This window comes from Enterobacter hormaechei subsp. hoffmannii (assembly GCF_001729745.1).
Lineage (GTDB): Bacteria > Pseudomonadota > Gammaproteobacteria > Enterobacterales > Enterobacteriaceae > Enterobacter > Enterobacter intestinihominis.
This window is the reverse complement of record NZ_CP017187.1, coordinates 73,912-89,126: the sequence shown is the minus strand read 5'-3', so window position 1 is coordinate 89,126 and position 15,215 is coordinate 73,912. Positions and strand designations below refer to the sequence as shown.

At 55.6% G+C, this 15,215-nt stretch carries 10 protein-coding genes; 9 read left to right on the top strand and 1 reads right to left on the bottom strand.

Annotated elements, in window-relative coordinates:
- The first annotated feature begins 1 nt into the window (after window position 1).
- The 9 genes from BFV65_RS21880 to BFV65_RS21845 all read left to right on the top strand — a co-directional run bounded on the left by BFV65_RS21880 (window position 2) and on the right by BFV65_RS21845 (window position 14,911).
- Window positions 2-691, top strand: coding sequence for a M48 family metalloprotease (locus tag BFV65_RS21880; RefSeq protein ID WP_047716256.1), 690 nt, complete (start codon window positions 2-4; stop codon window positions 689-691).
- Between the two features lie 148 nt (window positions 692-839).
- Window positions 840-1,571, top strand: coding sequence for a conjugal transfer complement resistance protein TraT (gene traT, locus BFV65_RS21875; protein WP_047716257.1), 732 nt, complete (start codon window positions 840-842; stop codon window positions 1,569-1,571).
- A 46-nt stretch (window positions 1,572-1,617) separates the two neighbouring features.
- Entirely contained in the window at window positions 1,618-1,947 is a 330-nt protein-coding gene (locus BFV65_RS23255; protein WP_126530071.1) for a hypothetical protein, read from the top strand.
- Window positions 1,948-2,195: 248 nt separating this feature from the next.
- On the top strand, window positions 2,196-2,507 hold the full coding sequence (locus BFV65_RS21870) for a hypothetical protein (protein ID WP_045898064.1): 312 nt from the start codon (window positions 2,196-2,198) through the stop codon (window positions 2,505-2,507).
- A 117-nt stretch (window positions 2,508-2,624) separates the two neighbouring features.
- Window positions 2,625-5,222 carry a type IV conjugative transfer system coupling protein TraD gene (gene traD, locus BFV65_RS21865; protein ID WP_047716258.1) on the top strand — a complete coding sequence of 866 codons (2,598 nt, stop codon included), beginning with the start codon at window positions 2,625-2,627 and terminating at the stop codon, window positions 5,220-5,222.
- Entirely contained in the window at window positions 5,219-10,642 is a 5,424-nt protein-coding gene (traI, locus tag BFV65_RS21860) for a conjugative transfer relaxase/helicase TraI (protein WP_069597126.1), read from the top strand. Before traD ends, traI begins: the two co-directional genes overlap by 4 nt.
- Before the next feature lie 28 nt (window positions 10,643-10,670).
- Entirely contained in the window at window positions 10,671-11,459 is a 789-nt protein-coding gene (locus BFV65_RS21855) for a DsbA family protein (RefSeq protein ID WP_047716262.1), read from the top strand.
- 583 nt (window positions 11,460-12,042) lie between these two features.
- Window positions 12,043-13,056, top strand: coding sequence for a plasmid replication initiator RepA (gene repA, locus BFV65_RS21850; protein ID WP_045328476.1), 1,014 nt, complete (start codon window positions 12,043-12,045; stop codon window positions 13,054-13,056).
- Window positions 13,057-14,107: 1,051 nt separating this feature from the next.
- Window positions 14,108-14,911: a DUF4225 domain-containing protein gene (locus BFV65_RS21845; RefSeq protein ID WP_047716098.1), complete on the top strand. Its 804-nt coding sequence runs from the start codon at window positions 14,108-14,110 to the stop codon at window positions 14,909-14,911.
- Here BFV65_RS21845 and BFV65_RS21840 read toward each other — a convergent pair.
- Complete coding sequence (locus BFV65_RS21840; protein ID WP_047353078.1) at window positions 14,889-15,212, bottom strand: hypothetical protein; 324 nt, start codon at window positions 15,210-15,212, stop codon at window positions 14,889-14,891. The two genes, BFV65_RS21845 and BFV65_RS21840, sit on opposite strands and share 23 nt — an antisense overlap.
- Between the last annotated feature and the right edge of the window lie 3 nt (window positions 15,213-15,215).

Here is a 15,215-nt window from a genome sequence, read left to right as displayed (position 1 = left end):
AATGACCAAAAAGGTAAGTGCTTATTGTTGTTTCATTCCAATCGGCATTTATGCAGCTTATTCTTTAAGCCTGCAATTACTTTTTGACGTGCCATTTATGGCTAAGAGCATGCTCTTATCAGTAATCCCCAGCGCCATCTATATTTTCTGCTTTTGGTCGTTACGAAGCAGCAAAAGAGGGATGAATCTAAAAGCGACTCTCCTGTTTAACACGCTGCTTGCAGTCTTACTAACTTTCTTGGTGGAATTTGTAGGAAATGATACCGAAAGTGCTTTAATAGCAGGCATAGCTGTTCACTCGCTGATAGCTTTCATCTTTGTAGGGGTAGTCTTACGGCCTATTACTTACAAGGATAATACCCTTCTTAAGGATGAAGATGATGGCCGGGTATATGTTATCCGGAATGGGAGAGCTCATGTGTTGACAGATAATGAAGCTCAGCTCATAAGCACTACTGACAACAAAATTATCAGTTTTTCAGGCAGTCAAATAGGTATCCAGGATGGTGGCATAACCAATATTCCTTTGAATACTTCCTTCAACGATTCGTTTAGCAACGGAATACCTGTGAACCCTGCGTCAGGAATGCCAATGGTTGGTGGCATCTCTGGCCTGGATATACACGGAAACAGTTGGGGAACAAACTTCAACGAACCTTCAAATACGTATGACCCTAACCGGGGATACTGAAAGTAAGGGGGCAATGGCCCCCTTAATTATTGTAGTAATCAAAGCTAAATCATCTTTTTAAACTAAATTACCTTTCAAATCAGCCGATAACGTCTCTGTTAGCTATATCACGCTAACGGGGACGTTTTTCTATGCACAGGAAGAATTCATGAAATTAAAACAATTAGCCGTTGTAGGTCTGATCGCTTCTACTCTTGCACTGTCAGGTTGTGGTGCCATGTCCACCGCGGTGAAGAAGCGTAATCTAGATGTCAAAACTCAGATGAGTGAGACCATCTGGCTGGAGCCATCATCCGAGAAGACTGTTTATTTGCAGATCCGTAATACTTCCGACAAGGACATGTCTGGGCTACAGGCACAAATTACAAATGAACTGGCCGCGAAAGGCTACCGCGTCTCCAGCTCTCCGGACACCGCCTACTACTGGATTCAGGCAAACGTGCTGAAAGCCGAAAAAATGGATTTGCGTGATGCTCAGGGCTTCCTCAAAACAGGTTATGAAGGAGCAGCCATGGGCGCAGCTCTGGGAGCAGGCATCACCGCGTACAACTCCAGTTCAGCAGGTGCGACACTGGGTGTAGGGCTGGCCACGGGACTGATTGGTATGGCTGCCGATGCAATGGTTGAAGACGTCAACTATACGATGGTAACCGACCTGCAAATCTCCGAGCGTAGCAAAGCGACCGTTACTACCGACAACATTTCTGCCCTGAAACAGGGTACTTCAGGCGTGAAGGTTCAGACCAGCTCAGAGCAGGGCAACCGCGCCAAATACCAGACCCGTGTGGTATCTAATGCCAACAAGGTAAACCTCAAGTTCGAAGAGGCGAAACCTGTCCTGGAAGCACAGCTGGCGAAATCCATCGCTGGCATCATGTAATTATTGAGCTGAAAAAACGCTCTTACACCTAAGGTTAGGAATAGATATGAAAAAAGTTGGAATTGTATGTTTGACATTGATTATGGCTGCTCTCGTGGGCTGTTCTTCTCAATCATCCCAGGAAGAACCAGAAATGGCAGCAGCACGTCAGTGTTCTGATCAAGTAATTGTCACTTCCAAAAATAAAACTGGTACGACAAAATTAACTTCAATCCTTAAAGACGAAGCCACTATTGTGCGAGTAGGTGATTCCTCACAGGAAACACATCAGCTTAAAGGTTTCCCTTATGTTGAGTCTACCTCACTTGATAATGATAAACCCGGGTCAGCATGGCGCAGTTGCATGAAGGTGAAAGGGTTTACGGTTGGTGGTTGAGTCGCCTGCAACAATAGTGAGCTAACAGCTCGTTATCATTCAAACCGCACTGAAAAGATATCCCACACCTCAGTGCGGTAATTAGTACCTCTCCTTTCTAACTGACACCAGACCGAGTTCACTTCGAGCAGAGTGCGTCGGTGCTTTCTGTTAGCCCCCTGAAATGACGCTTCCTCGCATGGCTGCGCCAGGCACAGCCCTGTCTGCGGCGAGCGTTGCGTCCTTAATTTCAAAGGAGTTCGTCCATCATGATGCATCAGATAAATGAACGTGCAGATTACTCAGCTGAATTCTGGTCGCTTATCCATCTGGAAAGCGAGCTGATGGCAGCAAGGGCCTGGATGAATGTATTTGGTTCACTTCCTGAGGGGCAGGGTATGACCATTGTTGCTTTCTGGGCTGGCTATGAATTTACCCTTTATGATCTGGAACCCCGGGAGTGGCATTCAGCGGTTTATAAGGATGTGGCCTCGTCAGTCCGTTCTGTGGCTGCATACATTAATAACCAGGACTGGGAGGACGGATGTCAGCAGGCCAGGTATGAACTGAGTCAGATGTAATAACCCGACGATTTACCCCACGCGATACCACATTTTTTCATCACCCCTTTTTAACTTTTCTTCCCTGATAACACACATCACCAGACAGGTGATGCGATAACGGCCGGACAACACTCTATGAGCTTCGCAGGAAAAAACCTTACCCAGGGCGGGCAGATGACCGCCTACCGCTGGCGCATGTTCATTCAGGTGAACAACTGGATAGGATTCTGGATCTTCATCCTGTTCGCCGTGCTGACTACCGCCATCTTTCTCTGGCGAATTCCCCAGGAAGCCCTGGATAACGGCTCCCTGTGGTGGTTCGCCAGTATCAACAGCAGTTTTATCGATCTAATGCCGGCAACGGGGACGCCAAAGATATACGACGTTCACTACTGGTATGCTCCGACCGCGACGGCAATGGTGCTGAAAATGACGTTACCACAGATTTATACCGACCCGTACATGCAGGCAATGGGCGATCAGTGTCTGCGTGAATTGCAATGGGCGGCCGGTGCCAGTGGCATCTTCAGCCTGGTGGTGTTCCTGGCGGTGACCTGGTTTATCGCGGATATCGGGCGGAAAGAAAGCGAAGATGAATACATTTCCGGCATGGAGCTGACGGACAAGCCGGTAGAAGTCAATAAACTGCTGCGTAAAAACGGTGAACTGTCCGACCTTCGGGTGGGTGATCTGCATATGGTCAGGATGGCAGAAGTGCTGAACTTCCTGATGCATGGCACCATCGGGGTGGGGAAGTCGACGCTGATACGCTGGCTTCTGGATCACATCCGTAAGCGCGGTGACAGAGCCATTATTTACGACTCCGGCTGTACCTTTACCGAAACCCATTACAACCCCGACACCGATTTCATTCTAAACGCTCACGATGAACGCTGTGCCAACTGGCAGATGTGGGGAGAGTGTGTTGATGCAGTCGACTATGACAACCTGGCCGCCAGCCTTATCCCGGTCGAAGGGGATTCAGACCCATTCTGGGTATCCAGCTCGCGCACTATCTACGCTGACCTGGCCATACGTATGTCTGTAGACCCGGAACGCAGCATTGAGAAGTTTCTCAAAACACTTCTCTCACTCAGCATGAAAAATCTGCGTACCTATCTGGCCAACACGCCCTCAGCCAACCTGGTTGAAGAGAAGATCGAGAAAACAGCCATTTCCATTCGCTCGGTAGTGACTAACTACGCCAAAGCCCTTCGCTATCTACAGGGACTGGATGACGGAACCCGGCCCCCTTTTACTATCCGCGATTGGATGACGCAGGCGCGCTATGACAACAGCTGGTTGTTTATCTCCACTCAGGCCCGTCATCGTAAGAGCGTGAGGCCGTTAATCTCCTTGTGGGTATCGCTGGCCACGCTGATGCTCCAGAGCATGGGTGAGAACAGTGATCGCCGGGTGTGGTTCATTATCGACGAAGCCCCGAGCCTTCAGCGAATCCCGGAGCTGGCCGAAACACTGGCTGAAGCGCGTAAGTTCGGGGGATGTTTTGTGCTGGGCATGCAGAACATGGCGCAGCTGGTTCACGTCTACGGCCGTGAGCTGGCCAAAAGCATCTTCGACCTGATGAACACCCGCATGTACGGTCGTTCACCGAGTGCTGAGATGGCCAAGGTGGTGGAAGAAGAGCTGGGCAACCAGCGTAAGCGAAAAATCCGCGAGCAGAACAGCTACGGTCTGGACCAGGTGCGTGACGGTGTGTCCCTCGGCAAGGATGAGGTCAATAATCCCATCGTCGACTACGAGCAAATCATGCGTCTGCCAAACCTCAACTTCTACGTGCGTCTCCCGGGTGAATACCCGGTTGTTCGCCTGAAGCTGAAGTACCGCGCCATGAAAAAACGCCATGCAGGCCTGATAGAACGCAACATTCGTGATGCGCTCAGCCCGGAGCTGGAAAAAATCATTCAGGAGAACGAACGCGCTGCTGCTGCCGCAGGACTTACATTCCCGAGCGGTGATGAAGCGCTGGAGAAGGGGAGGGAGTCCATATTTGTGACTGGCGCCGCCGCATCAGTAGCGTCTGCCGGCACCACGGCTGCGACGCAAATCGCTGTACCGCGTCAGGACAAGCCGGTGGAAGGAAAGTCCCCTGTCAGTACCGGGTTGGTTGTACCTGCTGTACGGCCGGCCGTGGCTCCCGTCCCCACCCAGTCTAAGGTGCCGGATACTGAACCAGCCCCTGAAAAGCACAGCACGGTGAAACCCCCCGTCACTGAAGAGAAAAAAGATAACGTCGTTTCGATCCGACCTTCCGCGCCGGTGCAGAAAACAGATGACGTATCCGAAAGGCCACACCCCTCCACACAGGTGGTCGCTCATGAGTCTGCCACCGGCTCAGCTCCAGCAGTACCCGAGGCCATCAAAGCTCTGCGCAATCGTCACAACTTACCAGAACAGCCCGTTGCCTCGCCCCTGAGCATGCTGCACAGGGCACGCCAGCGACCGGCCGCTTCGGAAAGCGAGCAGCAGACGGAAGATAACGGTGGTGGTGAGTCCATGAATCTCGAAATGAAGGTAACAGAACTGCCTGACGGCGGCCTGAGTGTGACGACAGCGGGTAAGCCGGTCGCGCCGGTAAAAACGGAAGAAGCGTACCGGGCGAACCGGCAGCTGGCGCAGGAAGAAGAGAACATTTTACTTCACCGTGACGCGGACGACCCGGGTTACGACGAAAACGATCAGCATTATTACGACAGAGAGCATGATATATGATGTCAGTCGCACCCGTAGCGTCAGCCGGCGAGGCAGCAGGCTACTACAGTAATTCCGATAACTACTATTTTCTGGGCAGTCTTCAGAGTCTGTGGATGGGAGAAGGTGCAAAAGCGCTGGGCCTTGAGGGCAATGTCCGTGGCGATGACCTGACGGCCGTGCTTGAGGGCCGTCTGCCGGACGGCTCACGGCTTGGCAAGGAGGTTAACGGTAAGCACATTCACCGTCCCGGCCATGACCTGACCTTTTCTGCCCCCAAAAGTGTCTCGATATTGGCCCTGATCGGCAACGATAAAGAAATGGTGGAAGCGCACAACCATGCCGTCCGTGTGGCAGCCGGCTATGTGGAGAAGCTTATTTCTGCGCGCGACACGAAAGACGGCGTCACGTCCATCGTGCACACCGGCAGGATGGTGGCCGCCGCCTATACGCATGACACATCCCGCAACCTTGATCCGCAGCTGCACACCCACCTGCTCATCGCCAACATGACGGAGTATGCGGGCAAATGGAAAGCCCTGGCCACTGATTACATTCATAATGCCGGGTTTATCGAGACCGTCATGAAGCACCAGGTCACGCTCGGTAAAATTTACCGCAGTGCCCTGCGTGAACGGGTTGAAGCGCTCGGTCATGAGGTAGAAGAAGTCGGTAAACATGGCATGTGGGAGATCAAGGGCGTTCCGGAAGACGTCAGGGACGAATATTCCTCCCGGGGCCGGGAAATTCAGGGGGCCGTGGGGGCTGAAGCCACGCTGCGCAGCCGGGATGTGGCCGCGAAAGACACCCGCAGGGCGAAAGTTGACCCTTCGCGTATGCGCCTGATGGAGCGCTGGCTGGGACAAATGAAGGAGAAGGGATTTGACCTGAAAGCATATCAGGAGAGCGTCGTTCCGCGTGATGCAGGTCTTCGTGACACACCGCCTCAGCCGGAGCGAGGTCTTCAGGCGACGCCGGTTCCTGCCGGGCCTGAACAGGTTACCCCGCAGGCGTCGTTGAGGGCAGAAAAACGTCCCGACACACCTGCTCAGACCGCAGAACGGGAGAGTCTGTCCCGTCAGCCTGTAGCACAGCCGGCTGACGCAGTGAGTCAGCCGGCACAGGCCGGACCCGGAAAAACGCCGGTGGCCAGGAGCTTTCCCGCAGCGCAGCCGGACATGGAAATGGCCCGCCCGGAACTGGCTGAGGCAGTCCGGCTGGCCATCTCGCAGTTAAGCGACAGTAAAACACGTTTTACGTTTGGTGAACTAATGCTGACCACGGCGGAGCTGAGCGAACGGCTGCCGGAGATTCAGGATATCCGTGTGGCCATCGATGCGGCGCTGAAGGACGGCATGATTGTGCCGCTGGACAGTGAGAAAGGGGTCTTCACCTCCCGTATTCACCTCCTGGATGAACTCTCGATCCAGGCGCTGAGTCAGGAGCATCTCAAATCCACAAAGGTCGTCAGTTTCACCCGCCCGGCGCAGTACGCACCGGCGGCGCTGGAGGTCGTGGAGAAAGACGCCCTGGTTCTGATGAATGCCCCGTCAGGCGTGGCGGGCATCCGTGACCTGACCGCGCAGCTGGCCGGTATTGCCGGCGCGAACGGTCGTGACGTGCAGGTGCTGGCCAGCTCTGCCGAACGCGCCATTTCGCTGGCAAAATCCGACGATTTGCGGGAACGGATCATCAGCCGGCAGCATGTTCTGAGCGGTGATTTTCACCTGAAACCCCAGAGCACGCTGATTATCGAAGGGGCGGAGCGCCTTGGGCTAAAGGAGACGCTGGTTCTGCTGGGCGAAGCGCGCGCGCAGGATGCGCAGCTGGTCTTTCTCGACAGCGCCGGGCGTCAGGCGAACGGTAACGCCATGTCCGTGCTGGAGTCCGCCGGTGTGGCCCGCTCCCGCCGCACGGAGCCGTCTCCGGGGCTTGAGGCCGAAGTGGTCAGTATTCCGGACAAACGCGACCGTTACGAAGCGCTGGCCAGCCGGTTTGCCGAGCTGAGCGGCGGCCATGAAAACGTCACCGCCGTCGTGGTCGGCAGGCGTGAACAGGCGCAGCTGACGGGTCTGGTGCGTGAGGCGTTGCAGAACGCAGGACAGCTGGGGCGCGACGGTGTGGAGATAGAGGCCCGGCAGCCGGTCTGGCTTGACAGCAAAACACGCCGCATGCCGGGTTCATACCGTCCCGGCATGGTGCTTGAAGATCGCACGGACGCAAAAGACCGTAAATCGTATGTGATTGACCGGGTGCATGAGGACACGCGGGTTCTCTCGCTAATCGACGGTGACGGCGTGCTGACACGGATGAAAATCGGGGATATCAGCGCTGACTGGCGTCTCTTCAGCCGTGAAACCCTCAGCGTGGCCACCGGCGAAAAACTGCTGGCCGTGGCGGGGGATCGTGAGCACAGCCTGAAGGCAAAAGACCGTCTTGAGGTGACCGGGATAAGTGAAAAGGGGATTGAGGTTAAACGGGGGGAAGACACCCTGACGCTGCCAAAAGACCAGCCGCTCTATCTGTCACATGCTTACGTGACCGCGCCGGGCGGCCGGGATAACGATACCGGTGTGGTGCTGGCCGCACTGAACAGCCGCGACATCTCATCCCGGACCATGAACTCGCTGGCACAGAGTGGCCACCGGGCGGAAGTGTTCACCGCTGAAGTGCAGGACCGGGCTGAAGCCCGGATGCAGCGTATGAAGACCAGTGTCTCTCCCGTGCAGCTGGTCAGAAACCTGAGTGGCCATGATGACGTCAGTCAGGCGGTTGATTCACTGCATGACAGCGTCCGGACGGACGCCGGGCTGGCCGTCTGGCGTGCCATCAATGACCAGCGCACCGTGGTGTTCAGCGAACTTAAGCTTGCGACAGAAGCGCAGAAATATCATCCCGACCTTGAGGCCATCGGGAATGAAATCGGGGCGATGGTCAAAAACGGCGAGTTGCTCTGCGTGTCAGCAGGCGGAGAGCCGGTGCTGGTTTCCCGGGCGACCTGGGAGATGGAAAAAGCCATTCTGCGCGTGGTGGAGGAAGGGAAAGGTACGCAGCAGCCATTGCTGGAACAGGTACCCGAGGCCGTGCTGAATGGCCTGACTGAGGGGCAGAAAAAGGCGACCACCCTGGTGCTGGGCACCACGGATCAGTTTATCGGGATTCAGGGCTATGCCGGCGTGGGGAAAACCACGCAGCTGAAGGCGGTGATATCTGCACTGGAGACCATACCGGCGGACGTTCGTCCGGTTATGACGGGGCTTGCTCCAACCCACCAGGCGGTGAAAGAGATGAGCGACGTCGGTGTCCGGGCGCAGACCATCAAATCCTTTATCGTTGAGCATGATCAGGCCACGGCCGCAGGCGGGAAGCCTGACTATAAAGGGCAGGTGTTTCTTATCGATGAGTCCTCAATGGCAGGCAACCAGGATACGGCGGCACTGTTCCAGGCCATTGCCAGCGGCGGCGGTCGCGCTGTCTCGATGGGGGATATCGATCAGTTTGAAGCGGTCGACGTGGGCGCACCCTTTAAGCTGATGCAGGAGCGCAGCCCGATGGATGTGGCCATCATGAAGCAAATCGTCCGCCAGAAGGACATGCAGCTGCGCGGTGCCGTTCACGACATCATTGATAACCGGATCGATGCGGCCCTTCAGCGGATTGAAACTCAGCCGGCAGACCGTGTGGCGCGTGGCGCTTCGGCCACGCTCCCCGTGAGTGCCATTCAGGAAACGGAGACGCCCGTTACCGACATCGTGGCCGACTGGACGGACCGCACACCGGAGGCACGGTCCCGCACGCTAATCATTGCGCAGCTGAACGCCGACCGTAAGGCGATAAATGCCGGTATTCATGCCGCGCTGGCTGCGCGGGGTGAACTGGGAGAGAAAGCCATTACGGTGCCCGTGCTCGATAAAATCACCCACACCCGCCATGAGTTCAATAAAACCGAGGCCTGGCAGCCGGGAATGGTGGTTAAACGCGGCGATCGCTACCAGGATGTACTGGCCGTTGACCGTAACGGCAGAACGGTGACGGTACGTGATGAGGAGGGGAAGATTGGTCTGTATTCCCCGAAGGAGCTGATCACCGGCGACGTGCAGCTGTTTCGCCGCAGCGAGATGGAAGTCCGCACAGGCGATCTGCTTAAGTTCACGGCGACCGATCGCGAACAGGGGCAGATGGCCAACCAGCGCTATACGGTGGAGTCGGTCAGCGAGAAGGGGAATATTCGTCTGAAGGGGGAGAACGGTCGCGTCACCATCAATCCGGAGAACGTCCGGGCGCAGCAGCATATCGACTACGGCTGGGCCGTCACCGGTTACGGTGCTCAGGGGGCCAGTACCGATTATGTCATTGCGCTTGAGGGCACGGAAGGCGGGCGTAAGGCGCTTGCCTCCCGTCGTGCCTTCTACATCACGGCCTCGCGCGTGAAGGAGCACGTCCAGATTTATACCGACGGGAAAGCGGACTGGGTTAAGGCGGTAAAAACGCCGGAGCGGGATATCAAAACGGCGCACGATGCGCTGGCACCCGAAACGCAGCGGAAACAGGCGAAAGCCATCTGGGCAATGGGGCAGCCGGTGAATAAAACGGCCATTGGCCGCGCCTGGGTGCGCCATCAGGGCATGCAGGACGCGTCACTGACGGCAAAAATTATCCCGGCCACCCGGCGCTTTCCCGAACCGGCTCTGGCGCTGCCGGTGTATGACAACAATGGCCGGAGTGCGGGCCTGGCCCTGGTTTCCCTGGTCGCCAGCCCGGAAGGCCGGATGACGCAGGGGGAGACCCGGATGGTTATGACAGAGCGTGCACGTGGTGCCGTGCTGCAGCGGAGTCAGTCCGGAAACACGATTGTGGCCAGTGACCTGACTGCCGCACTCGATGCTGTACGACATCACCCGAAGGACGGCGTGGTCTGGCAGACCGGCGATGAGCCGCCTTCAGCATGGCTGCTTAAGGTGAGCGGCGGGACAAAACAGGATGTGTCACCGGGTATTGTCTCCACGCAGACGGACGAGCAGAACGTACAGCAGCTGCGCGAGCAGATGCTGGCAGATCAGGTTCGCAATGAAGACGCCGGACGGAACAGGCAGCCAGAGTCGTTGCTGACGGAAATTCCACAGGAAGAGGTGATCAGACTGAAACCGGAAGATATTAACCCGCGTAAACCGGAACCATTCAACCCGGATGCTGATGTGATCGTCAGGGTGAGAGGTGAGGAAAACACCGGTGGACAGGAAATGAAAGCCGCAGCAGAAGTCAGAAATGAGCTGGAAGGTGCTGACAGGACATCCGGTGAACTGTCGCGGGCATCGCGGGTGATTGCAGATCTGGCAAACGCTGAACGCGACATGCTCAGGGCGGCAGAAAATGCTGAACGCGGCCGCATGCCGGAGCGTGAAGAACAGACCCTAACCCGTACCATTCAGAAAGAACGCTAATCCCCTTTTAAACCATGAGAATCAGGCAATGAAAGCAAACAAATTAGCAGCATTTATAGTTACAACATACATCGGCTTTATTTCAACAACACACGCTTCGGCCCCGCAGCCGGTATTCAGCCCGGAACAAGAGGCCCGTATCGGGGAAATCGCAGCAGACTATCTGGTGTCCCACCCGGAGATACTGGTGACGGTCAGTAAAAACCTACAGGAACAGCAGCAGGCGCGTAAGCAGAAGATGTTTGCACTCAGCGTGATGGAGAATCAGGCGAGCCTTCTTCATGACCCGGACACACCGGCTGTCGGACCTGCAAATGCAGAGGTCGCGGTGATTGAATTCTTTGATTACCAGTGCGTGTTCTGTAGCCGCTTCGCGCCGGAACTGGAAAAGGTCATGAAAGCGCATCCGGACGTCCGCTACCTCTTTAAGGAGTGGCCAATTTTTGGTGGTCGCTGGGAAGCTTCACTTCAGGCCGCGCATCAGGGGCTGACGGTCTGGCAAAAGAAAGGGCCTCAGGCCTATGTCACCTATCACAATGCGATCTACGCCACCGGCCATAATGAAGGCAAACTGACGGCAGATGATATTCACGGGGCTGCGTTAAAAGCAGGACTGGCAACGCCGGCTCCGGGCGAGCATACAGCGTCCCTGGAGAAAAACAGCAATCTGGCGGAGGTGCTGGGGCTCACCGGAACGCCGGGGATCATCGTGATGCCCGTCACTGGCGCCACACCGGAAACCATCACGGTTTTCCCGGAAGCCGTTACCGCTGACAGACTACAGGCCGCTATAAGGAAGGCCTCGCAGGGTCAATAGTCCTCCGTCCGGCGAACGTCTCCCGCCAGAGACTGTTCTTCATGTTCCGCGCGTAAATGCCATTTTCCCTTTTCGTTCCCCTGTGCTTCCTCGATCAGGCCTTCCGGCCTGATGCTGCGGCGAGCGCTGCCGGTTAAAAGTCCCTTCAGAACAATTAGCACGCAAACAATGAACGCTAATCTGGCCTGACATCTGGAAATATTGCCAGCGAGAAGGTAGTATTCGGATCGTCTGCGATCGTCTTGTGGTGGGACAGATTGTTGATTCAGAATACTTTTGTGACCTAACTCAAACTGATGGTTTGACTGCTTTGTGGTGAGGCAGGTGGGTGGGTGGCAAAAAGCGTTTACGGGAGAAATGCGGACTTCCGGAAACAAACAGGGCAGGACGTGTCCAGTAATAACGTTCAGGAGCAGGTGACGGGATTATCCGGAGCCTGAATGCACAAACCCCCCGAAATCTGTCATCAACTTGGCGGAAGAGTCAGATATCAGGGGGTCCAAAAGCAGGCGCGTTGCCTGTGAAGGATTATAACGCATGCACCATAGAAAACAACACCCGGCCGCCATAAGAACAGGCCGCCGTGAATGATAATCAGATTTCTGTTCACTGGTCAGATCTACCCAAAGATGAGCTAACCCGTTTCTGGCAGGATGTCGATGCCGGCACTCAGGGTAATTTCCTCATTGCGCCGGTCAAAAAACTGACCCGCCGCAAACGCGGTGAGCATTCCACAAAAGCCAAATGTGAGAACCCGGCCTGGTATCGCCCGGAGCATTATAAAAAGCTCTCCGGACAGCTCGGTCATGCCTACAATCGCCTGGTGAAAAAAGACAAAGAAACCGGGCAGGTCAGCCTGCGCATGCATGTTTCTCGTCACCCTCTCTATGTCGCCGGCCGCCGTAAAGCGGGACGTAAATATGGCTTCCGTCCGGAACGTCAGCGCCTGCTCGATGCGCTCTGGCCAGTGCTCATCAGCTTCTGTGATGCCGGCAAGCATACCGTTGGCATGTGTATCACCCGTCTTGCAAAAGAGCTCAGTGCAAAGGACGCAAAAGGCAATGTCATTCCTGAAACGGAGGTGACGGTGTCACGCCTTTCACGGCTTATTGAGGAACAGGTACGGTTTGGCGTTCTGGGCCTTGCGGAAGAACGCACCTGGGATCGTGAATCCCGCTCCTGGCTGCCAACGTATGTTTATATCACCGCCGTTGGATTCCAGATGCTGGGCGTCGATATGGACAAGCTGTTTAAAGAGCAGGAGAAGAAGCTCCGCCAGAGCGCCGAGCGTGAGCAGCTGATCCGGGAAGGGGTGATGAGCGAACATGATGATGTTCAGCCCCACTCTGCGCGGAAATGCTGGTCCGGCCGTAAGCGCAGGGAGGCACTCGTTTACCGCCGCAAAAAAGGCGCGGAGCGTAAACGTGCCAACAACCTGATTAAGCTGCCGGCAGATGAACGACTCCATGCAATGTCTGAATGGATTTACCGCACCCTGCCGCCTGACGAAGCGTACTGGTGCACATCAGAGCGCCTGAAGGCGCTGGCCATCCAGCATCTTTACCAGCTGGATCTGGCGCTTTCTCCACCGGACTAGTCACAAACGACATAACAGTCTTGCTGTTTACAGGCCCCTCACCGGGGCTTTTCGTGCTGGTTTTTCTCGGCCATTCTGCTCATATTTCACCCTTCACTCCTTTCTCTTTCAGTTCACCATGACGTTCTGCATGTCGTGATGGCCCGCAGTGGCCACTGTCTCTTTTTTTTACACAAAAATCCGCAAACGAATAAGTGAAGTAACCCGGAAATGAATAAAAGACATTCCGCAAAACAGTCTTACTACACCGTTTTTATCTCTCTGTTCATTTCATTCCAGAGTAAATCTTTGTCTTCAGCCACTCTGTGGATAACGTAAAATGCCTTCGCATGCAGCGGCCTCACGGCCGCGCGCTCAGAACAAAATCAAAAGTACCTCCCGTCGCAAGCGCCGGGCCCCGTTCTGGCCAGAATCCGGCACTTGATACTTACCTGACCCCTGCTAAACCGACGCCGCCCCGGCCCGAAGGGCCGGAACACCCCCGCCTTAAGAGGAATGTTGTAACTAGAATTCAGAACCGCTGTGAGTAATGTCGCTGGGAGTATCGGGTACACTCCCGTAAGCGGCCCTCACGGCCCGCTAACGCGGAGATACGCCCCGACTGCGGCAATGCCTTGTCGGGACCACTCCGACGGCGCACTAAACGTTCTTCATGGCGGTAAGCGGGTTATGGCTTAACAGGGAGGGGGATGAATTGGCGGAACCTATCAACAACGCAACCGGCTGCGCCGGGTCACGGCGCTGTAAACCACTGCGCACTGTTCAGCATCTGAGAGCGCCTCTATGCGCCTCTGGCGCATTCCCTGAATGCCTGCGCGCTGCTCGGCATTCTTACTTCAGGATCTGACAGCTGCGTTACCGGCTTTGCCGGGTCACGGCGCAGGCCACACACCGTGCCATATACCACATCCGGCTGCGCCTTTATGCCGCATGGCGGCATACACGGCTCTGGTCTGGGATTCATGAGCCGACAGGCACGATACGGGTAAATTTGTTGTCAAAATTCCGCCAGTGAATATGCTGTCAGAAAACAGACAAACAAGGCGATAAAATGGACACGTTGCTTTTCCCCGGCCAGAACCCGCGCGCATGGGCAGAAACCATGATCAATCTTGAGGCCCGGAAACTGGTGAGCACAGCTAATACGTTGGCGGCGATGCACCTTCAGGATGGCTTGATCCGGATTCAGTTTGTGGATGAGATCCGGGCATTCATCATGGCGCAGTTTGAAGCGGCGCGCCGGGCAACCTCGGATGAAGACTGTATGGCCTGTCTGCGGGCCTTACAGGCTGAAAATACCAGCCTCCTGGAGCAGTCCCGATCGCTCAAAACCGGCTATGCGAAACTGTACGCTGAAGTGAAGGTTGTTCGGGATGAGAACAGGATTGTGGGCTACATCATTTCAGCGGTCGACGTCGTGGTGGCCGGTGCGGCCATCTTTGGTGGGATCGTCATGATGTCCTCGATGACGCCGGTGGGAGTGGTGGCCGGCGCGGTGATTGTCGTTAATGGTTTCAATACGATTTCACGGGAAGCCGCGCACAGTCTCCTGGGCGATAAACAGACCGAGGGGATATTTGCTGACGGATCGATGGAGTTCGCGGAGTTTCTGGGGTTCAGCCGGCAGCAGGGTCTGGGAACCTATAAGGCGGTCACACTTTTCAGTGAAGTCTACGGTGCGTATGGGCTGAGGTTGAAACCCGAAGCACAACGGCTGTGGTACTGGACCAGGCCCGATTTCTTCAGGAAAGTATCCGGTACGCCACGTCCCGCAATGGCGCTTAAAATTGCGGGATGGGGGGTTAAAGCCAAAGTGGCGCTCGATTTACTGACTATTGAGCCTTCCGGGAAATAGTCTTATGCAGGCGGAATGCTTTCCAGCCCAGCGCAGGTGGAAAGGTCACCCAGGCAATGATCAGGACAACAAGGGAACTCATGCCCCCGGAAAGAATGTGTGTCCGGCTACCGGCGATGAGGGTGACCAGCATAACCAGAACCAGCGCGACCGTGATCCATGCAGACACCCGGAAGCGCCGTGAGAGCGCTTCGATGAGATGCTGCATGGTGCCTCCGTCTGCTGCAAGCCGGCCCTGTAAGTTGTCCACTTCGCTCTTGCTGAAACCTGCCTCAAGCAGGTCTTTCTCACTGATAGCCATTAC